19 protein-coding genes are annotated in these 19602 nt (G+C 75.6%); 11 read left to right on the top strand and 8 right to left on the bottom strand.

The window, feature by feature from the left end; all coding sequences use genetic code 11:
* The first annotated feature begins 94 nt into the window (after positions 1–94).
* The 6 genes from ACI78Z_RS21460 (at position 95) to ACI78Z_RS21435 (ending at position 5742) form a co-directional block, all read left to right on the top strand.
* Positions 95–415, top strand: a complete 321-nt coding sequence (locus ACI78Z_RS21460; RefSeq protein WP_457038559.1) for a GNAT family N-acetyltransferase — start codon at positions 95–97, stop codon at positions 413–415.
* Between the two features lie 54 nt (positions 416–469).
* Positions 470–1834 carry a cryptochrome/photolyase family protein gene (locus ACI78Z_RS21455; RefSeq protein WP_457038558.1) on the top strand — a complete coding sequence of 455 codons (1365 nt, stop codon included), beginning with the start codon at positions 470–472 and terminating at the stop codon, positions 1832–1834.
* A gap of 72 nt (positions 1835–1906) precedes the next feature.
* Entirely contained in the window at positions 1907–2716 is an 810-nt protein-coding gene (locus ACI78Z_RS21450; RefSeq protein ID WP_457038557.1) for an Fpg/Nei family DNA glycosylase, read from the top strand.
* A 115-nt stretch (positions 2717–2831) separates the two neighbouring features.
* Complete coding sequence (locus tag ACI78Z_RS21445; protein ID WP_457038556.1) at positions 2832–4241, top strand: FAD-dependent oxidoreductase; 1410 nt, start codon at positions 2832–2834, stop codon at positions 4239–4241.
* Positions 4242–4310: 69 nt separating this feature from the next.
* Positions 4311–4913, top strand: a complete 603-nt coding sequence (locus tag ACI78Z_RS21440) for a DUF1326 domain-containing protein (protein WP_457038555.1) — start codon at positions 4311–4313, stop codon at positions 4911–4913.
* Between the two features lie 4 nt (positions 4914–4917).
* Positions 4918–5742, top strand: coding sequence for a DUF2182 domain-containing protein (locus tag ACI78Z_RS21435; RefSeq protein WP_457038554.1), 825 nt, complete (start codon positions 4918–4920; stop codon positions 5740–5742).
* A 68-nt stretch (positions 5743–5810) separates the two neighbouring features.
* Here the strand turns inward: ACI78Z_RS21435 and ACI78Z_RS21430 are convergent, their stop codons facing one another.
* Both ACI78Z_RS21430 and ppc read right to left on the bottom strand, forming a co-directional pair.
* Positions 5811–6920 carry an inositol monophosphatase family protein gene (locus ACI78Z_RS21430; protein ID WP_457038553.1) on the bottom strand — a complete coding sequence of 370 codons (1110 nt, stop codon included), beginning with the start codon at positions 6918–6920 and terminating at the stop codon, positions 5811–5813.
* A complete protein-coding gene (ppc, locus tag ACI78Z_RS21425) occupies positions 6913–9708 on the bottom strand; it encodes a phosphoenolpyruvate carboxylase (RefSeq protein ID WP_457038552.1) in 2796 nt (931 codons plus the stop codon). Before ppc ends, ACI78Z_RS21430 begins: the two co-directional genes overlap by 8 nt.
* A 216-nt stretch (positions 9709–9924) precedes the next feature.
* Here ppc and ACI78Z_RS21420 point away from each other — a divergent pair, with 216 nt between their 5' ends.
* From ACI78Z_RS21420 to ACI78Z_RS21410, 3 genes are all read left to right on the top strand, one after another.
* Positions 9925–10860 carry an SMP-30/gluconolactonase/LRE family protein gene (locus ACI78Z_RS21420; RefSeq protein WP_457038551.1) on the top strand — a complete coding sequence of 312 codons (936 nt, stop codon included), beginning with the start codon at positions 9925–9927 and terminating at the stop codon, positions 10858–10860.
* Positions 10861–10952: 92 nt separating this feature from the next.
* The gene (locus tag ACI78Z_RS21415; RefSeq protein WP_457038550.1) at positions 10953–11660 is read left to right on the top strand and encodes a class E sortase; all 708 of its coding nucleotides are present in this window, start codon (positions 10953–10955) and stop codon (positions 11658–11660) included.
* Between the two features lie 9 nt (positions 11661–11669).
* Positions 11670–11828 carry a hypothetical protein gene (locus ACI78Z_RS21410; RefSeq protein ID WP_457038549.1) on the top strand — a complete coding sequence of 53 codons (159 nt, stop codon included), beginning with the start codon at positions 11670–11672 and terminating at the stop codon, positions 11826–11828.
* A gap of 90 nt (positions 11829–11918) precedes the next feature.
* On the opposite strand, the gene ACI78Z_RS21405 is transcribed toward ACI78Z_RS21410, so the two are convergent.
* The 4 genes from ACI78Z_RS21405 to ACI78Z_RS21390 all read right to left on the bottom strand — a co-directional run bounded on the left by ACI78Z_RS21405 (position 11919) and on the right by ACI78Z_RS21390 (position 16053).
* The gene (locus ACI78Z_RS21405) at positions 11919–12776 is read right to left on the bottom strand and encodes a tetratricopeptide repeat protein (RefSeq protein WP_457038548.1); all 858 of its coding nucleotides are present in this window, start codon (positions 12774–12776) and stop codon (positions 11919–11921) included.
* A 75-nt stretch (positions 12777–12851) separates the two neighbouring features.
* Positions 12852–13847: a TIGR03557 family F420-dependent LLM class oxidoreductase gene (locus ACI78Z_RS21400; RefSeq protein WP_457038547.1), complete on the bottom strand. Its 996-nt coding sequence runs from the start codon at positions 13845–13847 to the stop codon at positions 12852–12854.
* Between the two features lie 107 nt (positions 13848–13954).
* Entirely contained in the window at positions 13955–15142 is a 1188-nt protein-coding gene (locus ACI78Z_RS21395) for an ABC transporter permease (protein WP_457038567.1), read from the bottom strand.
* The gene (locus ACI78Z_RS21390) at positions 15142–16053 is read right to left on the bottom strand and encodes an ABC transporter ATP-binding protein (protein WP_457038546.1); all 912 of its coding nucleotides are present in this window, start codon (positions 16051–16053) and stop codon (positions 15142–15144) included. The genes ACI78Z_RS21395 and ACI78Z_RS21390 overlap by 1 nt, the downstream gene beginning before the upstream one ends.
* A gap of 154 nt (positions 16054–16207) precedes the next feature.
* On the opposite strand from ACI78Z_RS21390, the gene ACI78Z_RS21385 reads away from it, so the two are divergent.
* Together ACI78Z_RS21385 and ACI78Z_RS21380 are read left to right on the top strand one after the other, a co-directional pair.
* Positions 16208–16915 carry a UdgX family uracil-DNA binding protein gene (locus ACI78Z_RS21385; protein WP_457038545.1) on the top strand — a complete coding sequence of 236 codons (708 nt, stop codon included), beginning with the start codon at positions 16208–16210 and terminating at the stop codon, positions 16913–16915.
* Between the two features lie 101 nt (positions 16916–17016).
* Entirely contained in the window at positions 17017–17460 is a 444-nt protein-coding gene (locus tag ACI78Z_RS21380; protein ID WP_457038544.1) for an organic hydroperoxide resistance protein, read from the top strand.
* A 98-nt stretch (positions 17461–17558) separates the two neighbouring features.
* On the opposite strand, the gene ACI78Z_RS21375 is transcribed toward ACI78Z_RS21380, so the two are convergent.
* Together ACI78Z_RS21375 and pdxH are read right to left on the bottom strand one after the other, a co-directional pair.
* On the bottom strand, positions 17559–18890 hold the full coding sequence (locus tag ACI78Z_RS21375) for an MFS transporter (RefSeq protein ID WP_457038543.1): 1332 nt from the start codon (positions 18888–18890) through the stop codon (positions 17559–17561).
* Positions 18887–19543 (bottom strand): pyridoxamine 5'-phosphate oxidase, encoded by a 657-nt coding sequence (gene pdxH / locus ACI78Z_RS21370; RefSeq protein WP_457038542.1) that lies wholly within the window; start codon positions 19541–19543, stop codon positions 18887–18889. Before pdxH ends, ACI78Z_RS21375 begins: the two co-directional genes overlap by 4 nt.
* Between the last annotated feature and the right edge of the window lie 59 nt (positions 19544–19602).

The raw sequence follows: 19602 nt of genomic DNA, 5'->3' as shown, positions 1-19602 counted from the left end.
CCGGCACTCTCCGGGCTGCGAGGCGTTACCGTCTCCACACGCATGTCGAGTCCCGGCAACGGCGCCGAGGACGAGCGGAGGGGGAACACCCAGCATGGAGACGAGCGTGGTCGACGTCCCGGACCGGGGGCGCTTCGAGATCAGGCTCGGCGACCGTGTCGTCGGCCTGGCCAGCTACCACGTCGAGAACGGCAGCATGGCGCTGCCGCACACCGAGGTCGACCCCTCCGTCGGCGGCCGCGGCATCGGCTCGGCGCTCGTCGCCGGAGTGCTCGCCGCCGCCCGTGAGCGCGGGCTGACCGTGCTGCCCTACTGCTCGTTCGTGCGCCACTACATCCAGCAGCACCCGGAGTACGTCGACCTCGTCGCCGAGGCCGACCGCCCGCACTTCGGCCTGGCGACCGCCGCCCGCTGACCCGCTCGGCCGCCTGACCTGCGCGGCCCCCGAGGGCTGCCTACGCTCGCGGGGGTGCCCACCGCGCTGCTCTGGTTCCGCCGCGACCTGAGGCTCGCCGACCACCCGGCCCTGGTGGACGCCGTCGAGGCCGCCGGTCCCGACGGCGCCGTCCTCCCGGTGTTCGTGTTCGACCCCCGGCTGTGGGGTCCCTCCGGAGTGCCCCGGCGGCAGTTCCTCCTCGACTGCCTCGCCGACCTCGGCGAGCAGGTGGCCGGCGCCCTCGTGCTGCGCTCCGGCGACCCCGCGCGCGTGCTCCCGGAGCTGGTGCGCGAGGTGGGGGCGGGCAGCGTGCACGTCTCGGCCGACACCGGCGTCTACGGCCGGCAGCGCGACGCGGCGGTCGAGCGGGCCCTCGGCGACGTCCCGTTCGTGCGCACCGGCTCGCCGTACGCGGTGACGCCGGGCCGGGTCACCAAGTCCGACGGGACGCCGTTCCGCGTCTTCTCGCCCTTCTCCCGTGCCTGGCGCGAGCACGGCTGGCGCGCCCCCGCACCGCGGCCCGGTGCGGTGCCCTGGGCCACCGGCGTCCGGTCCGAGGACCCGCCGGAGGCCCCCGACCCGGACGGCGTCCGGCTGCCCCCGGCCGGCGAGGGGGCCGCGTCCGACGCCTGGCGGCGCTTCCGCGCGGAGCGGATCGACGACTACGAGCGGACCCGCAACACCCCGGGCACCGACGGCACCAGCCGGCTCTCGGCCTACCTGAAGTACGGCTGCGTGCACCCGCGCACGCTGCTGGCCGACCTGGAGGACGTCGACTCCGACGCCGCCGAGCGCTTCCGCACCGAGCTGTGCTGGCGGGACTTCTACGCCGACGTCCTGTGGCACCGCCCGGGGTCCGCCCGTGAGCCGCTGGACGAGGGTATGCGGGCGATGACCTACGACACCGGCCCGGACGCCGACGAGCGGTTCGAGGCGTGGGCGCGGGGCCGCACCGGCTACCCGATCGTCGACGCCGGGATGCGCCAGCTCCACGGCGAGGCCTACGTGCACAACCGGGTCCGGATGATCGTGGCGTCGTTCCTGGTCAAGGACCTGCACGTCGACTGGCGGCGCGGGGCCCGCTACTTCCTGCAGCACCTCGTCGACGGCGACCTGGCCAGCAACAACCACGGCTGGCAGTGGGTCGCCGGGACCGGCACCGACGCCTCGCCCTACCACCGCGTCTTCAACCCCACCCGGCAGGGCAGGGAGTTCGACCCCGACGGCGACTACGTGCGCCGCTGGGTGCCCGAGCTGCGCGACGTCCCGGCCCGGTTCGTGCACGAACCGTGGCTCGCGCCGGACGGCGTCCCGGACGGCTACCCGTTGCCGGTCGTCGACCACGCCGAGGAGCGCCGGGTGGCGCTGGAGCGCTACCAGCAGGTCCGCGGGCGCTGACCGGGTCCGGCGCCGTCGTGGCGGAGCCGCCGGCCGGGGGCGAAGCTGGGGACATGACCTGCCGAGCCGCCCGTGCCTGAGGGACACACGCTCAACCGGCTGGCCCGGGACCAGACGCTCGCCTTCGCCGGCCGCCCCGTGCACGTCACCAGCCCGCAGGGCCGCTTCGCCGCCGGAGCGGCGCTGCTCGACGGCCGGGTGCTCGACGAGGTGACCTCCTACGGCAAGCACCTGTTCGCCTGCTTCGGCCCCGACACCCTGCACGTGCACCTGGGCCTCTACGGCAGCTACACCGCCGGCACCGGGACGCCGCCGCCCGCGCGCGGGGCGCTGCGGATGCGCTGGGAGGGCGAGGGCCCCGACGGCCTCGGCGCGTGGACCGACCTGCGCGGCGCCACCGTCTGCGAGGTGCTCACCGCGCCGGAGGTCGACCGCATCCTGGACCGTCTGGGCCCCGACCCGCTGCGGCCGCGCAGCGACGGCACGGTGGCCCACCGGCGGATCGCCGGCAGCCGCACCGCGATCGGCGCGCTGCTCATGGACCAGTCGGTGCTGGCCGGGGTGGGCAACGTCTACCGCGCCGAGATCCTCTTCCGGCACGCCGTCTCACCGTTCCGCCCGGGCCGGCACGTCGACGCCGCCACGTGGGCCGCCGTGTGGTCGGACCTCGTCGTGCTCATGCGCTCCGGCGTCCGGATGGGCCGGATCGTCACCACCCGCCCGGAGCACCGAAACCGCCGGGGCGGCGCCGTCCGGCGGGAGGACGCGCACTACGTCTACCGGCGCACCGGGCTGCCCTGCCGGGTCTGCGGGACGCCGGTGCAGACCCAGGAGATGGTCGGCCGCAACCTCTACTGGTGCCCGGTCTGCCAGGCGGCGTGAGCCGGTGACCGGGGACCCGGCCGCCCCTGCCGGACCCGCCTGCCCCCGCCACTCGCACGCTCGTGGCGTCGTCGAGGCTGGTGCTCGCTCACCCGCGCGGGTCAGGATGGGTGTCGTGTCGGTCGACGAAGACCCCGGTCCCCCGTCCTCCCCCGCGCGGCTGCGCGTGGCCGTCGTCGGCGCCGGCCCGGCCGGCATCTACACCGCCGAGGCGCTGACCCGGCAGCAGGACGTGCCGGTCGCCGTCGACCTGATCGACCGGCTGCCCACCCCGTTCGGCCTGGTGCGGCACGGCATCGCGCCGGACCACCCGAAGATGCGGGCCATCCGCGACACGCTGCACCGCGCGCTGGACCACCCGGCGGTGCGCTTCGTCGGCAACGTCGAGATCGGCCGGGACCTCTCCTGCGCCGACCTGCACGCCGCGGTGGACGCCGTCGTCTACACCTACGGCGCCGCGCTGGACCGGCAGCTGGCCATCCCCGGCGAGGAGCTGCCCGGCAGCCTGGCGGCCACCGCCCTGGTCGCCTGGTACACCGGGCACCCCGACGCCGACCGGGCGACGGTGGAGGCGGCGCTGGCACGGGCCCGGTCGGTCGTCGTCGTGGGCGTCGGCAACGTGGCGCTCGACGTGGCCCGCGTGCTGGCCCGCACCCCGGCCGAGCTGGAGCCCACGGACATGCCGCAGCACGTCCTCGACGCGCTCGCCGCCGCCCCGGTCGAGCGGGTCACCGTGCTGGGCCGCCGCGGGCCCGCGCAGGCCACCTTCACCACCCAGGAGCTGCGCGAGCTCGGCGAGCTGGCGCAGGCCGACGTGCTCGTCGACCCGGCCGACCTGGAGCTCGACGCCGCCGCCGAGGAGCGCGTGGCGGCCGACCGGGTGGTGTCCCGGAACCTCGCGGTGCTGCACGAGTGGGCGCAGCACACGGCGCAGCCGGGCCGGACGACCGTGACGCTGCGGTTCTTCGCCCGCCCGGTGCGCCTGCTCGGCGAGGACCGGGTGACCGGCGTGGAGGTCGAGCGCACCGTCGTCGACGCCGACGGCCGCGCCTCGGGCACCGGCGAGACGACCGTCCTGCCCGCCGACCTGGTGGTCCGCTCGGTCGGCTACCGCGGCGGCGAGCTGCCCGAGCTGCCGCTGGACCCGCGCCGCGGCACGGTGCCCAACGAGCTCGGCCGGGTGCTGCGCGGCGGGGAGCCCTCGCCCGGCGAGTACGTCGCGGGCTGGATCAAGCGCGGTCCCACCGGGGTCGTGGGCACCAACAAGCACGACGCCCGCGAGACGGTGGCCACGCTGCTGGCCGACGTCGCGGCCGGCGTCGTCCGCCCCGGCGGCAGCGGGGACGACGACCTGGTCACCGCACTGCGGGCGCGGGGCGCGGACCCGGTGCTGCTCGAGGACTGGCGGGCCATCGACGCCGCCGAGGTCGCGCTCGGGGCCACCCGCGGCCGGGCGCGGACCACGCTGCACGAGTGGGAGTCGCTGCTGGCCGCCGTGAAGGACGCCGCCGCCCGGGTGCGCTGACCGCTGACCAGCCGGTTGACCGGTCCCGTCCGCGGTTGGAGACTTGCCGCCTCGCGGAGGGAACCGGCCATGGCATGGAACCTCAGGGGCAGCTACGCCGAGACGTGCTCGTGCGAGCTGATGTGCCCGTGCAACCTCTCGTTCGACCACGGCGCCACCTACGACTACTGCCGGGCGACGCTGGCCTTCGACATCCGCCAGGGCGAGGTCGACGGCACCGACGTCCGGGGTCGCAGGGTGGTGACGATCATCGACACCCCGAAGGTGATGACCGACGGGAACTGGCGACTCGGCATGTTCGTCGACGAGCAGGCGTCGGACGAGCAGTTCGACAAGCTGGTCCAGGTCTTCGGTGGGCAGCTCGGCGGCCCGATGGCCGCGCTCGCTCCGCTCGTGGGGGAGGTCGTCGGCGTGGAGCGGGCCGCCATCACGATGACCGACGACGGGCTGCTGCACAGCGTCCGCGTCGGGGACGCGATCGAGTTCGAGGTCGAGGACATCGTGCCGTTCGGCAAGGAGGACGGTCAGCCGGTCCGGTTCGACGGCATGTTCCACCCCGTCGGGTCGAACCTGACGATGGCTGAGGCACGGCGCTCGCGGATCGATGCCTTCGGCATCCGGTACGAGGGGAGGACCGGCCTCTCCACGGCCGAGTTCCGCTGGGCCGCCTGACCCGATGAGCGTCGCGGCGCAGGAACGGCACACCGGTGGTCTCCGGCCGGCCTTCGCCGCCGTCCGGGCCCGGCTCGGGCTGGTCGCCGCGCTCTTCACCCTCGCCGGCGTCGGCTGGTGGTGGACCGCCCGCCAGATGCGGGGCATGGACGAGGGCCCATGGACCGGCCTGGGCGCGCTGGGCTGGTTCCTCGGCGTCTGGGTCGTGATGATGGCCGCGATGATGTTCCCGTCGGTCGCGCCGACGGTGGCGCTGTACTCCCGCATGACCAGGCAGCGGTCACCGCTGTCGCCCCTGCTGTTCGTGGGGGGCTATCTGGTCACGTGGGCAGGGGCGGGCCTCGTCGCCTTCGCGCTTGTGGCGGCCGTGGACAGGGTCGCGGGCGACGTGCTCGCGTGGGACCGTGCGGGCCGGTGGGTCGCAGCTGCCACGCTCGTCGTCGCGGCGGTCTACGAGCTGACCCCGCTCAAGGACGTCTGCCTCGGCAAGTGCCGCAGCCCGCTCGGGTTCCTCCTCGGCTCCTGGCGCGACGGGCGCTGGGGTGCGCTGCGGATGGGCGCGAGACACGGTGCCTGGTGCGTCGGGTGCTGTTGGGCGCTCATGGCGTCGCTGTTCGCGTTGGGCGTCATGAGTGTCGCCTGGATGGCCTTCGTCGCCGGGCTGATCGCCATCGAGAAGACCCTGCCGTGGCGCCGGGTGGCGAACTACGGGACGGCGGTCGTGCTCCTCACCCTCGGCGTCTGGTTGTGGCTGGCCCCCCACGGGATCCCGGCCCTCACCGTTCCCGGCGACGACCTGGTCCACGAGATGGAGCCGATGGGCTCCTAGCACTCCTCGGGACTCGCGCATCGACGCGACCGGCGACACGGACTGCCCGGGGCCGGGCGGCCGGATCGTCAGGTCAGCTCGCGCAGCAGCTCCCGCGCCCGCTCCCCGGTGCCGGCGGCGACGAAGCGGATCAGCGTCCCGGTGTCCGGCCGCAGCACCAGCGGCTCGCCGTCCGGGGTCAGCGCCACCCCGCCGGCCGCGGCCAGCACGGCCAGCCCGCCGGCGACGTCGTGCACGTGCGTGCCGCTGCGGTCCAGGTTCTGCCAGGCGCCCGCGGCGCCGTCGGCGACCAGGCAGACGTCGACGGCGGTGCAGCCGGTGACCCGTACCCGGCGCGCGGTCCGCGGGACCTGCACGGCCGATCCGGACGGCGCGGTGGGCGCGACGACGGTCCCGGCGTCCCGCGGGCGCAGCGGCACCCCGTCGCGGTGGGCCCCGGACCCTCCCGCACCGGACCAGCGGCGGCCCGAGGAGAGATCGGCCACCAGCCCGGCGACCGGGCGGCCGTCCCGGACCAGCGCGGCGGAGAACGCCCACGGCGCCAGCCCGGCGCGGTAGTTGCCGGTGCCGTCGAGCGGGTCGAGCACCACCCACGGCTCGTCGCCGGGGACCGACCGGTCGGAGCGCTCCTCGCTCAGCACGGTCACCCCCAGCCGCCGCAGGGCGTGCGCGGCGGCCAGGTGCGCGGCCTCGTCGGCGCCCAGCGACGGGCTGCCGTCGGACTTGACGGTGTCCTGCCCGGCGTCGCGGGCCAGCGCCACGGCCACCTCGACCCGGGTGGCGGCGAGCGCGGCGGCGTGCAGGAAGCGGTCGGCCAGCGGTGCGTCGTCCGGCGGGCTCGGGACGGGGACGACGTCGTCGGTCGCCGCGTCGCGCGCCCGCTCGCAGCCCCAGGACGCGGCCACGGCCAGGACGGCGGGCTGGTCGACGCGCGCGTCCCGGCGGCGCAGGAGCACCGCCTCGGCGTGCCCGTCGGCGCCCCACTCGCGGCGCAGCAGCGCGATCCCGCCCCCGTGGTCGACGAGCAGCCGCAGGGCCGGGTCGACCAGCGTGGTGGCGAGGGCGGCCGGTGCGACGTCGAGCGCCCGGGCCGCGGCCTGCACCTCGCGGGACCCGGTGGCCACCCGGAGGTCGAGCGGGCCCGGCGCGGCCCGCTCCTCCAGCTGCGGCTCAGCCACTGTTGCGCAGGGCCGTGGCGATGCCGTTGATGGTCAGCTGGATGTTGCGGCGGACCAGCTCGTCGTCGTCACCACCGCGCCGCCGGCGGAGCATCTCCACCTGCAGGTGGTGCAGCGGCTCCAGGTAGGGGAAGCGGTTGCGGATCGAGCGGGCCAGCGAGGGGTTGTCGGCCAGCAGGCGGTCGTCGCCGGTGACCGCGAGCAGCATCCGGCAGCTGCGCTCGTGCTCGGCGGTCAGCTGGTCGAACACCCGGTGCCGCAGCTGCTCGTCGGGCACCAGCTCGGCGTAGCGGGCGGCCAGGTCGAGGTCGGTCTTGGCCAGCACCATGCCCATGTTGGACAGCATCGTGCGCAACCACGGCCAGCGCCTGTGCAGCTCCTGCAGCCGGGCCAGCCGGTCGCGTGAGCCATCGACCCAGGACTCCAGCGCCGTCCCGGTGCCGTACCAGCCGGGCAGCATGATCCGCGCCTGCGACCAGCTGAACACCCACGGGATGGCGCGCAGGTCGGCGATGGAGCTCCCGGCCTTGCGCGACGGCGGGCGGCTGCCGATGTTGAGCTCGGACAGCTCGCCGATCGGGGTGGCAGCGCGGAACCACTCGACGAAGCCCGGCGTCTCGTGGACCAGCGCCCGGTAGGCCTGCTGCGCGCGGGCGGCGAGGTCGTCGAGCAGCACGTAGGCGGGCTCGGCGTCGTCCCCCAGGCCCTCGGTGTCGAGCAGGGTGGCCTCCAGCGTGGCCGCGACCATGGCCTCCAGGTTGCGCCGGGCGCGGTCGGGCTCGCCGTACTTCGCGGCGATGACCTCGCCCTGCTCGGTGATCCGCAGCGCGCCGGCCACCGCGCCCGGCGGCTGGGCCCGGATGGCGTCGTAGCTCGGGCCGCCGCCGCGGCCGACGGTGCCGCCGCGGCCGTGGAACAGCCGCAGCCGGACGCCCTCGCGGCGGGCGACCTCGACCAGCGCCAGCTCGGCCCGGTACAGCGCCCAGTTGGCGGCGAGGTAGCCGCCGTCCTTGTTGCTGTCGGAGTAACCGAGCATGACCTCTTGCACGTCCCCGCGGTTGCGCAGCAGCGCCCGGTAGAGCGGCTCGCCGAGGACGGCGGTCATCGTCCCGGCGGCGCGCTGCAGGTCGCCGATGGTCTCGAACAGCGGCGAGATGCCGACCGGGCAGGTGGGGCCGCCGTCCCCGTCGGGGTCGAGCAGGCCGACCTCCTTGAGCAGGACGGCGACCTCGAGGACGTCGCTGACCGACTCGCACATGCTGATGACGTAGTTCGGCACGGCGTCGGGGCCCAGCGCGCGGACCTGCTCGGCCGCGGCGAGCAGCACGTCGATCTCGCCCCGGGCGAGGTCGGACAGCGCGGCGTCGGGACGCACCAGCGGGCGGCGCATCCGCAGCTCCCCGACCAGCAGCTCGACCCGCTGCTGCTCGTCCAGCGCGGTGTAGTCGGGGGAGACGCCGGCCCAGGCGAGCAGCTCGGTGACGACCTCCTCGTGGACGGCGGAGTTCTGCCGCATGTCCAGGCCGGCCAGGTGGAAGCCGAAGACCTCCACGCTCTCCCGCAGCCGGGCCAGCCGGTCGTCGGCCAGTGCGCCCGCACCGTGCGTGCGCAGCGAGGCGTCGATCGTGGCGAGGTCGGCCAGCAGCCCGTCGGGTGCCGGGTAGGGCTCGAGCGCGGTGTGCGGCGGGGGGCCGGGGATCGAGCCCAGCACCCGCTGCGCGGTGGCGGCCAGCCGCGCGTGGATGCCGTGGAGGGCGCGGCGGTAGGGCTCGTCGGCGCGGAACGGCGAGTCGTCGCCGGAGGCCTCGACCAGCGCCGCCAGCTCCGGCGTCGGCGTGATCAGCCGGTCGGACATCGACAGCTCGTCGTGCAGCGCCAGCAGCTCGGACAGGTGGTGGCCCAGCGCCGTCTCCGCCTGCCGGGTGCTGGCCCGGTGGACGGCGTCGGCGGTGACGAACGGGTTGCCGTCCCGGTCGCCGCCGATCCACGAGCCCGGCCGCAGCACCGGCCGGTCCAGCCCGGCCGACGGCCAGCGCTCGCACAGCGCCCGGCGCAGCTCGGCGTTGATCGCGGGGACGACCTCGAACAGCGACAGCTCGTAGTAGCGCAGCGCCTCGTCGATCTCGTCGACCAGCCGCAGCCGGGACAACCGCAGCAGCGCGGTCTGCCAGAGGGTGAGCACCGCGCGGTACAGCTCTGCCGACCACGCCGGGTCGTCGGCCTCCCCGGGGGCGGAGCGGTCGCGGCGGCGGATCAGCTCAGTGATCTGCCGCTGCACCCGGGAGATCGTCCGGCGGCGCACCTCGGTCGGGTGCGCGGTGACGACCGGGGAGACCAGGGCTCCCGCCAGCTCGCGGGCGACGACGTCGGGGGCGAGGTGCGCGGCGTCGAGCAGCGCGACGGTGGCCGCCAGGCTGCCCTGCTGCGGCGGGGAGCCCTCGATGCGGTGGAAGCGGCGGCGGCGCTCGTGGTGGAGGTCCTCGGCGAGGTTGGCCAGCAGCGAGAAGTGGCTGAACGCGCGGATGACGTGGTTGGCCGCGCGGACGTCGAGGCCGCCGAGCCGGGCCGCGACGTCGGTGCGGTCGACCTCGGAGCGGCGCAGCCGGAAGGCCTCCACGCGGGTTTCCTCGACGAGCGCGAGGACGTCGTCCCCCGACTGCTCGCCGATCACCTCCCCGAGCACCCGGCCGAGCAGCCGGATGTCCTCGCGCAGCGGGGCGTCGGCGGCGTCCGCCTCGAGCCCTCCGTGGTGGCGCAGGTCGGCGACGTCGACGGTGGCTTCGGACACGCGGTGAGTATCGACCGCCCGTGTGACGGTGGGGTGTCGGGTCACGATGCCGCCATCCGGGGCGGCTGCGCCGTCCCCTCTTCTGCCGTTGACCATGGACTCGTTGCAGGGGGACACGTCGCCAGCAGCGTGTCCGGCGGCAGGAACCCCATGATCAACGCGACAGGGGCGGGCGCTCGGCGGGCAGTCCGGGGGTCGCGCCGGGACGATGCAGGGGTGCAGCGACTCTCCGCCACACCCGTCCTCGGCCTGCCCCCCGCCCAGCACGGCGAGGGCCCGACCTGGGACTCGGGCCGCGGCGAACTGCTGTGGGTGGACATCGCCGCGGGGCTGGTGCGGCGGGCCGCGATCGGGGCCGACGGCGCCCTCACCGAGACGGGTGTGCACCGCGGCGGGGACACCGTCGGTGCCGTCGTCCCGGCGGCGGACGGCGGGTGGCTGCTGGCCGCGGACGGCGGCTTCACCCACCTCGCGGCCGACGGCACCGCCCGCGTGCTGCTGGCCCTGACCGGCGAGGGTGGCACCGAGGCCGACGGCGGCACCCGGATGAACGACGCGGCCTGCGACCCGGCCGGCCGGTTCTACGCCGGCACCATGGCCTTCGACCAGCGGCCCGGCGCCGGGACGCTGTACCGGCTGGACCTCGACGGCACCGTGACCACCGTCCTCGACGGGCTGACGGTCTCCAACGGCATCGACTGGTCGCCCGACGGCCGCACCGTCTACCTGGCCGACTCCGGCCCCGGTGTGGTGCACGCCTTCGCCTACGACCCGGGGACGGGCGCCTTCACCGACGGCAGGGTGCTCCAGGAGTTCGATCCCGACGACGGCGTCGCCGACGGGCTCACCGTCGACGACGAGGGCTGCGTCTGGACGGCGCTGTGGGGCGGCGGGCAGGTGCGCCGCTGGTCACCCGACGGGGAGCTGCTCGCCGTCGTCGAGGTGCCCGGGGTGGCCCAGACGTCGAGCTGCGCCTTCGCCGGTCCCGCGCGGGACCTGCTCGTGGTGAGCACCTCGGCGGAGGGGCTGGACGACGCCGGGCGCGCCGCCCAGCCCGACGCCGGGCGGTTGTTCACCGCCCGCCCGGGCGGTACGGGTCCGCCGGCGAACCCCTACCGCGGGCCGCTGGCCGGCCTGCGCCAGCAGGGCTGAGGCCGCCGACCGGTTGGGACGGGATTGGCCGGTGGGACGCGGTCGCGCGGCGTTCCCGGCCGGGGGCGCCGGCCGACCTAGCATCGGTCGCCGTGACGGGGACCCCGGGGGATGCGCTGCGCACCGCGGCGCGTGGGGCCGGGCAGCTGCTGCTCACCGTCGGCTACGTCCTGCTGCTCTTCGTCGTCCACGAGCTGTGGGTGACTGACCTGCAGAGCAACGCCCGTCAGGACGAGCTGACCGCCGAGCTGCGCGAGGAGTGGACGGCGGGACCGGCCGCCGTCCCGGCCGAGCTGCAGGGCGGCGAGGCGTTCGCGATGCTGCACATCCCGCGGCTGGGCGCCGACTACGCGCGGGCGGTCGTCGAGGGTACCGGCACCGAGGAGCTGGAGCAGGGGCCCGGCCACTATCCCGGCACCGCGATGCCCGGGGAGCAGGGCAACTTCGCCGTCGCCGGGCACCGGGTGGGCCGCGGGTCGCCGTTCCTGGAGATCGACGAGCTGCGCGAGGGCGACCCGATCGTCGTCGAGACCGCCGACAGCTGGTTCGTCTACCGGGTCCTCGGCCCGGCGGAGCAGGTGCCCGGCCAGCAGGTCGTCTCCCCCTCGGACGTGTCGGTCATCGCCCCGACGCCGGGCGGCCCGGCGGACGGCTCCCCGACCGGCGCCTACCTGACCCTGACCACCTGCCACCCGGAGTACTCCGCGCGCCAGCGGCTCATCGTGCACGCCGTGCTCGAGAGCGGCCCGGTGCCCCGCGCGGCGGCGCCCGACGGGCCCGCGGCCCTGCGGGGAGCGTGAGGAGCGACCGTGTACTCCTGGATCTGGCGGCACCTGCCCGGCCCCACGGCGGTGCGGGCGCTGCTCGCCCTCGTGCTCCTGGCCGCGGTCAGCGCGCTGCTGCTGTTCGTGGTCTTCCCGTACGTGGAGCCCTACGTCCCGTTCGCCGACGTCACCGTCGACGGCTGAGCGCGCCCCCGGCTGCCACGCCCCGCCGGACGGCCCCTCTGCAGGGCCCCGCCACGAGCCTGCGAGCGGTGGGGGGCAGAGGGGTCCTCTTCAGCCGCCGAGCTCGCGCAGGGCCCGCTCCGCGAGGTCGTCGCCGCCGGCGGCGCCCAACCGGAAGTGCTCCACCGCACCGTCGAGGTCGCCCCGGTCGGCCAGCAGCACGGCCAGGTTGTGGTGGCAGTAGCCGTCCCCGGCGGCGATCCCTGCGCGGTAGGCCTCCTCGGCCGACTCCACGTCGCCCAGGTCCTCGACGTAGAAGTTGCCCAGCGGCAGCCAGGCCTGCACCTCGCCGAGCTTCGCGCCGCGCTCGAGGGTGAAGCGGGCCTCGTCCTCCCGACCGGTGACGCGCAGCAGGGCGGCCAGCGCCACCCGTGTGCCCGGGAAGCGGTCGGCCCCGGCGCGCAGGTCGACCTCCAGGGAGGTGTCGTGCGAGGCGGCCCACCGCCAGCAGGCCACGACCGAGGCGGCGACGTCGTCCCCCGTGGCGGCGAGCTCCGCCGCCACCGCGACGGCCTGCTCGTGCTCGCCCTGCTCGTGCAGCAGGAACGCCAGCTGCAGCCCGCCCTGGGTGTCCCCCGCCGCACCGGCCCCGCCGTAGGCGCGCATCGCACCGGCCAGGTCGCCGAGCTCCTCGAGCACCAGGCCGAGGTTCACCCACGCGTCCCGCTCCCCACCGGCCAGCGCCCGCTCGTAGGCGTCCACCGCCTCCTCGACCCGCCCGCGCGCGGCCAGGGAGTTGCCGAGGTTGAACCAGCCGAGGGCGTCCCCGAGCTCGGCGGCCCGGCGGAAGCAGCGCTCGGCGTCGGAGTGGCGCCCGGCATCGGCCAGGTCGCAGCCCAGCTCGATGACGGTGTCGGCGTCCCGGCAGGCGCGCAGCCCCCGGAGGCGCCCGTCGAGGTCCTCCCGCATGCGGCGATCATCGCGGCGGCCCGGCACCCCGTCGTCCCCCCACCGGGCGGTCTCACCCGTCGGAGGAGGAGCAGGTCACCCGCCGGTGGTCGGCTGTCCGAAGGCCGAGCGCCACGCCGGCAGCAGGCGCTCCTCCGCCCACTCCAGGTACGGCTGCTGGTGGTCCCCGCCGATCTGCACCAGCGCCAGGTGCGTGAAGCCGGCGTCGGCGTACGCCGTGGCAGCCTCGATCACCGCGTCGACGTCGTCCCCGCAGGGGATGCTCGCCGCGACGTCCTCCTCGCGGACGAACTGGCTGGCGGCCGCGAACCCCGCCGTCCCGGGCAGGTCGGCGTTGACCTTCCAGCCCAGGCCGAACCAGCGGAACAGCTGGTGCGCCCGCGTCACCGCGGCGTCGCGGTCGGTGTCGTGGCAGATCGGCATCTGGCCGACCCGCGGCTTGCCGGCGCCACCCGCGGCGTCGAAGCCCTGCACCAGCTCGGCCCGGGGCTCGGTGGCCATCAGCACGTCGGCGTACTCGCCGGCCAGCTGCACCGACCTCTCCCCCGACACGGCGATGCCGATGGGCACCCCGCCCTCGGGCAGGTCCCAGATCCGGCCGCCGTCGACGGAGTAGTGGTCGCCGTGGAAGGTCGTGTAGCCGTCGCCGGCCAGGAGCCCGCGGATGACCTGCACCGCCTCGGCGAACATCTCGTGGCGGACGGCGACCGGCGGCCAGCCCTCCCCGATGACGTGCTCGTTGAGGTTCTCCCCCGCGCCGAGGCCCAGGGTGAAGCGGCCGTCGGCGAGCAGCTGCAGGGTGGCCGCCTGCTGGGCCACCACGGCCGGGCGGTAGCGGAGGATCGGGCAGGTCACGTAGGTCATCAGGTCAATCCGGCTGGTTGCCTGCGCCGCGGCGCCGAGGGTCACCCAGGCGTTCGGCGAGTGACCCATCTCGTCCAGCCACGGGAAGAAGTGGTCGCTGCTGACGGCGAAGTCGAAGCCGGCCCCCTCCGCGCCGACGACGTGCCTGACCAGGTCCTTCGGTCCGGCCTGCTCGGTCATCATCGTGTAGCCCAGCTGCATCGCCATGCCGCCGCGCTACCCGGCCTCGGCGGGACCAACCCGGTCGTGGTCGAGATCGGCGATCTCGCACGGCTGGGCCGCGCCATCCGTGGGAGACCGGGGATCTCGCCGGTTCAGGCTCGCCCCGCCCGCAGCGCCTCGCGCACCTTGGTCTTCCCGCTGGTGCGCAGCAGGGCGCCGGCGTAGACCCGCCCGCCGAGGCGGACGGCGAGCCCGATGGCCAGCAGCATGAGGACGACGGCCAGCGCGACCTCCCAGCCCGCCGCCTCCCCGGCCGCCTGGCGCACCGGCATCACCAGCGGCGAGAGGCCGGGCACGAGGGAGGTGACCCGCGCGAGCGTGCCGCCGGGCTCCCCGGCGGCCTGCAGGGCCACGAAGAACCCGGCGACGAGCAGCAACGACGCGGGCGTGAGCACGCTGCCGAGGTCCTCCTGCCGGCTGACCAGCGAGGCGGCCACCGCGAAGACGCACGCGTAGAAGGCGTAGCCCAGCACGAACCAGGCGACGACGGCGGCCACCGTGCCGATCAGCTCCCCGGGGACGTCGACCAGGTCGAGGGTCAGCGCGCCGGCGACCCCGACCACGCCGATGACGACGATCTGCCCGAGCCCGAGCAGGCCCAGGCCGAGGATCTTGCCGGCCAGCAGCTGCCAGGGCCGCATGGTCGCCAGGAGCAGCTCCACCACGCGGCTGGCCTTCTCCTCCACCACGCCCTGGGCGACGAACTGCGCGAACAGGATGAGCAGGCCGTAGAGCAGGACGACGCCGATGATCGCCACGACCACCTGCTGGCCGTCGTCCTCGGCGTCGCCGATCGGGGTGACCGCCACCTCGGGGAGGGACTGCAGGTCGACGCCGGCCTCCAGCAACCGGTCGGAGACGGCCAGCCCGCTGACCGCGCCGCTGACGACCGCCTCCAGCGTGGGGTCCCGGACGAGGACCACGAGCTCGGGGGCGGGGCCGGCGCCCTCGACCAGCGCCGCGTCGACCTCCTCGTCCTCGACCGCGGCCCGCGCCGCGGCCCCGTCGGCGGCGTCGACCACCTGCACGTCGACGCCGACGGCCTCACCCTGCGCCTCGAGCGCCGGCCCGAGCCGGTCGTCGTCGGCCACGACCGCGACCCGGCTGGGCTCGTCGTCGCCGCTGACCGCCACCTGGAAGGCCATCGTGCCGAGCAGCAGCACGAGGATGACGATCGAGCTGACGATGAAGTTCTTGTCGCGGATGCGGCTGGAGACCTCCCGCGCCGCCACCAGCCGGACCAGCGCGGCGCTGCCGGGGGTGCGGGGTGCGGACGCCATCACGCGGCGACCGTCCCGGCGGACTCGGTGACCGCCTCGCGGAACAGCTCGACCAGGCTGGGTTCGCGCCGGGCGAAGTGCTCGACCCGCCCGGTGCGCAGCCCCGCGGCCAGCACCGACTGGTCGTCGGTGCCGGGGGCGAGCTCCAGCAGGGTGTCGCCGGCCTGCTCGGAGACGACCCGCACGCCGGGCAGCGCCGCCGCCCAGCCCGGCGCCGCGTCGGGGACGACGACCCGCAGCAGCCGGCCGGCCTCGCGGCGCCGGAGGTCAGCGACCGGACCGGCGGCGACCATCGAGCCGCGGGCGAGGATGCCGACGGCGTCGCAGAGCCGCTCGACCAGGTCCAGCTGGTGGCTGGAGAAGACGACCGGGACGCCGCCGCGCACCTGCTCCAGCAGCGCCTCGGCGAGCGCGTCGACGCCCACCGGGTCCAGGCCGGAGAACGGCTCGTCGAGGATGAGCACCTCCGGCCGGCCGACCAGGGCCGCGGCCAGCTGCACCCGCTGCTGGTTGCCCAGCGACAGCTCCTCGACCCGGGAGCGGCGGCGCTCGCCCAGGCCGAGCCGCTCGGCCCAGTGCTCCGCGGCGCGGCCGGCGGCCGGCCCGTCCACCCCGTGCAGCCGGGCGAAGTAGGTCAACTGCTCGCCGACCCGCATCTTCGGGTACAGGCCGCGCTCCTCGGGCATGTAGCCGATCCGGCGGCGCACCGCCTGGTCCAGCGGGCGTCCCTGCCAGCGCACCTCGCCGGCGTCGGCGCGGACCAGGCCCATCGCGATCCGCATCGTCGTCGTCTTGCCGGCGCCGTTGGACCCGCAGAAGCCGAACATCGAGCCCGGGGCGACGGTGAACGAGACGCCGTCGAGCACCCGGTTGCCTCCGTAGCTCTTGCGCAACCCGTCGAACTCCAGCACGCGTGCTCCTCCCGGACGTGGGGCCGGGCCGACGGTAACGGAAACGATCAGGGCAGCTGATCACCGGCGCGCACTGCCGTGGCGGTGGCGGCGTCCCCGTCGGGCGCCGGCCCTCCTCGCGCACGGCGGACGAGCCGCGACGGTCTGCCCTGCGGTGCGGCCGCATCTGCGGTCTCATCAGCCCATGAGCCAGGAGAACGCGCCGGCGCGGCCGCCGACCGGGGTCGGGCTCGACGGGCTGCGCGCGGCCGCCGCCGGCTGCCAGGCCTGTGAGCTGTGGCAGGGCACGACCCAGACCGTGTTCGGCGACGGGCCCGAGACCGCCCGCATCGTCTTCGTGGGCGAGCAGCCCGGCGACCAGGAGGACCGCAAGGGCGAGCCGTTCGTCGGCCCGGCCGGCCGGCTGCTGGACCGGGCGCTCGGCGACGCCGGCATCGAACGTCGCGACGCCTACATCACCAACGCGGTCAAGCACTTCCGGTTCACGCAGAAGGGCAAGCGGCGGATCCACCAGACCCCGGGGCCCGAGCACCTGCGTGCCTGCCGGCCGTGGCTGGAGGCGGAGTTCGCCGTCCTGCAGCCCGAGGTCGTGGTCTGCCTGGGCGCCACCGCGGCCAAGGCGCTGATCTCGCCGTCCTTCCGGATCACCAAGGACCGTGGGCAGCTCCTCCCCTGGACCCCGCCCGGTGTCGCGGCGGCCGAGGGGGAACCGGCCGACGACGAGGAGGACGCGCCGCACCAGACCTGGATGCTGGCCACCACCCACCCCTCGGCGATCCTGCGCACGCCCGACGAGGCCCGCGCCGCCGCCTACGACGCGCTGGTCGCCGACCTGAGGGTGGTCGCGCACGCCCTGGCGTGAGAGAGGACCCCGTCCTCCTCACCGCTCGCACGCTCGCGGCGAGCCTCTGGGACGGGGCCGCCGAACTGCGCGGATGCCGACGCCCGGGTAGGACGGGTCCCATGGACCGCGTCTACACGGCCGAGGCGACGGCGTCCGGAGCACGGACCGGCGAGGTGAGCTCGTCCGACGGGCGGCTGACCGCCAGCCTGTCCCGTCCGGCGGAGATGGGCGGCGACGGCGGCCCGGGGACCAACCCCGAGCAGCTGTTCGCCGCGGGCTACGCCGCCTGCTTCCACAGCGCCATGCGCTTCGCGCTCCGGGACCTCGGGCTGACCCCGCAGGCGCTCGAGGGCTCCTCGGTCACCGCCGAGGTGCACTTCCTGCGCGCGGCGCCCGGCGACTTCGGCCTCGCCGTCGACCTCCGGGCGCGGCTGCCGCAGCTGGACGACGAGCAGGCCCGGCGGCTCATGGAGCAGACGCACACCATCTGCCCGTACTCGCGGGCCACCGCCGGCAACGTCGAGGTCGGGCTGCACGTCGTCCCGGCGTCGTCGGCAGCCTGAGAGAGCACGCCACCACACCGCGCAGACCAGGGGACCCCGCCGGAGACCTCCGCGCGGCCCGGGGGCGACCCGGTCGGTCGCGGGCGGCAGGCGGCACCTCAGCCGCGGGCGGAGGGCTGCGCCGAGCGGGACGCGCGGAAGGTCCAGAACGAGGGCACGACCAGCGCGACGACGACCATCGCGACGACGACCACGACGCCGCCGGAGACCATCGCCGTCGTCACGCCCGCCGCGCTGGCGATCGCGCCGGCCCGCAGGTCCCCCAGCCGGGGACCGCCCGCGACGACGACGAGGAAGACGCCCTGCATGCGCCCGCGCATGCCCTCCGGCGCGGCCAGCTGCAGCATCGACGAGCGCAGCACCGCGCTGACCATGTCCCCGGCACCGGCCACGGCCAGGCAGAGGACGGCCAGCCACAGGGTCGACGCGAACCCGAACCCGATGATCGCCACGCCCCAGACGACGATCGCCACCAGGACGACGGCGCCCTGCCGGTCCACCCGGGACACCCACCCCGAGGTCAGCCCCATGAGCAGCGCGCCGATCGAGATGCCCGCGAAGAGCCAGCCCAGGCTGTTGGGCGAGTCGGCGAAGCGGCCCTCGGACAGCTCCGGGAAGACCGCCTGCGGCCAGGCGAACAGCATCGCGATGACGTCGACGACGAAGGTCATCAGCAGCACCGGCTGGGTGCGCAGGAAGGTGAAGCCCTCGGCCACCCCGCGCACGGCGGCGCCCAGGCGCAGCGGTCCGGCGTCCCGCCCCGGGGGCAGCGGCGGGAGCCCGCGCAGCAGCAGGACGGCGACCAGGAAGCCCAGCGCGTCGACGGCGTAGGCGAGGGGCAGGTTGCCGACGGCGATGAGCAGGCCGGCCAGCAGCGGACCGGCGATGACGCCGACCTGGCGCACGGTCATGGCCAGCGCGTTGGCCGCCGGGACACCCTCGGCCCCGACGATCGCGGGGATGACGGCGCTGCGGGTGGGCTGGTTGACCGCGGTGAAGCCGGAGACGCACGCGGTCAGCACCCACAGCAGCGCCAGGTCGCCGCCGCCGGGGAGCAGCGCCTGCCCGGCGAGCAGCGCGCTGGTGACCGCCGAGCCGACGCCGGTGACCAGCATCAGCCGCCGGCGGTCCATGGAGTCGGCGATCGCGCCGCCGAGCAGGCCGAAGACGATCAGCGGGACGAGCGCCACCACGGAGGTGACGCCGACCAGCAGCGAGGAGCCGGTCAGCGCGTAGACCTGGTACGGGACGGCGACCAGCGTCATCTGCTGACCCAGCATCGTGGCCGCGACGCCCCAGAACAGCCGCCGGTAGTCCGGGTTGCGCAGCGGGTTGGTGTCGATGGCCCAGGCGCGGCGCCGGTCGTGGCCCCGTTGCAGGGACCCACGCCGAGCGTGCGAGGCGTGGGGGGCAGCGGGGTCCTTCTTCACGGCGCGAGCCGCTGGACGATCCAGCCGCCCCCCTCCGCGTCGTCGCGGACGAAGCGGAGCCGGTCGTGCAACCGGTCGGCCCCGCCCTGCCAGAACTCGACGGCGTCGGGCACCACCCGGTAGCCACCCCAGACCTCCGGGCGCGGGAGGCTGCTCCCCGCCGTGTCGGCGTCCAGCCGGCGCAGCCGCTGGACCAGCTCCTCGCGCGAGTCGACCGTCGTCGACTGCAGCGAGGCGGCGGCGGCCAGCTGGGCGCCGCGCGGACGCGGGTTCCACAGGTCGTCGCTGGCGCGCTCCCCCACCCGCTCGACCCGGCCGGTCACCCGCACCTGCCGCTGCAGCGCGTGCCAGGGGAAGACCAGCGCGGCCCGCGGGTTGACCGCCAGCTGGGCGCCCTTGGTCGAGGCGTAGCTGGTGGCGAACACGAAGCCGTACTCGTCGTAGCCCTTGACCAGCACGATCCGCGCGTCAGGGGCACCGTCGGCGTCCGCGGTGGCGAGCACCACGGCGTTGGGCTCGGGCAGCTCGGCGGCGACGGCGTCGGCGAACCAGCGGTCGAACTGCTCGACCCAGGTGGGAGCGAGGTCGTCCTCACGGAGGCCCCGGGTCTCGTAGTCCCTGCGCATGCGGGAGAGGTCGGGCACGACCTCCATGGTCGCAGCCGCTGTCCACGCGAGATCTGCACAGTGGTGGCCATCAGGCGCCTGATGGC

This window comes from Geodermatophilus sp. SYSU D01176, assembly GCF_054050015.1.
Note: the sequence above shows the minus strand (reverse complement) of the source record. Positions and strands in the feature narration are given on the sequence as shown.